We start from the raw sequence: 1454 nt of genomic DNA on the forward strand, positions 1-1454 counted from the left end.
CGAAGCGGGCTCCGACCCACAGAACAACCTTCCTCTGATCAACGATCAGGAGTTCACCGTGGCGGAGGATATTGCCGATACCGATGTGATCGGCACCGTGGAGGCCACGGATGTCGATGGAGATGTTCTCGGTTTCGATATTACAGATGATGTCTCCGGCCTTTTTAAGATTGATATAACTACCGGGGAACTCTCCCTGAATGCGGGCAAGTCGCTAGACTTTGAGACTGCTACAGAACATGTCATTACCATAGGGGTAGTAGATGGCATCGGACCAGAGGTCCATGCCACCGTGACCATTACCGTGGAGGACGTGTACGAATCCTTGGCCAGCGATCCAAACGCCTTTGTCACCACTTGGAAGACCACTGTGGCCAATGAGGAGATCGTAATTGGCGTTAGGGACAACTTTACTTATGACTTTACCATTGATTGGGGGGATGGCACGGTGGAGGAGATCAGCACGAGCGAAAATCCCTCTCATGTCTACGTCTCGGCCGGCGACCACACTGTGGCCATTTTGGGCCAGTTTCCTGCTATTGCAATGGATGGGGATTTGGGAACTACACCAAGTAACTTGTTCTCTTTGGACCAATGGGGCAACATCCAATGGGAAAGCATGTTCTTTGCATTTGGTCATTGCGAAAACTTGACCTATAAAGCTACTGATATGCCAGACCTTTCCCAGATGACCGACATGTCCTATATGTTCTATGGGGCCACTGCCTTCAATGGGGATATCGGTGGCTGGGACACTTCCCATGTGACCAATATGTCCTTTATGTTCGTCTATGCCGCTCTCTTTAACCAAGACATCAGTGGTTGGGACACTTCGAGTGTGACCAATATGCAGAGTATGTTCGAATTGGCCACTTCGTTCAACCAGGACATCAATGATTGGGACACCTCGAGTGTGACCAACATGGGCAGTATGTTTAATGGTGCTGTTGAATTCAATGGTGCCATCTTAGATTGGGACACGGGCGAGGTAACCAATATGGCCAATATGTTCAAAGGGGCCACCTCCTTTAACGGTATCTTGGATACCTGGGACGTTTCCAATGTGACCAATATGGAAAACATGTTGGACAACTCGGGGATGAGTGCCTTGAGCTATGGTAGTACCTTAGTAGGCTGGTCCCAGCTTCCCAATCTTCCCTCAAACATTGTTTTGGGTGCTGTTGGCCTGTCCATAGATTGTAGCCATGCCCCGAGTGTTAACGCCTATACCTTTCTCCGTGCAAACAAGAGCTGGGATATCAATGACGATAGTGGCCATTGCTTCTAAGTACCTCGTGAGAAGATTATTTTTTTAAGACCAAGACCGGGAGGACCAAGTGTCCTTCCGGTTTTTTATTTTATTGCAAATTGGATTGTTGGATGTTTCGATTGTTGGGGTTTGGATTTTTTATTGGCGTTGCTTGTCATTCTGAAAACGCGGAGTGTTTGAAGAA

At 48.1% G+C, this 1454-nt stretch carries 1 protein-coding gene; it reads left to right on the top strand.

The window, feature by feature from the left end:
• On the top strand, nucleotides 1-1288 hold a 1288-nt coding region (locus tag D2V93_RS02260), incomplete at its 5' end, for a BspA family leucine-rich repeat surface protein (protein WP_119618226.1).
• Between the last annotated feature and the right edge of the window lie 166 nt (nucleotides 1289-1454).

Origin of the sequence: Flagellimonas taeanensis, assembly GCF_003584105.1 — a bacterium.
GTDB lineage: Bacteria > Bacteroidota > Bacteroidia > Flavobacteriales > Flavobacteriaceae > Flagellimonas > Flagellimonas taeanensis.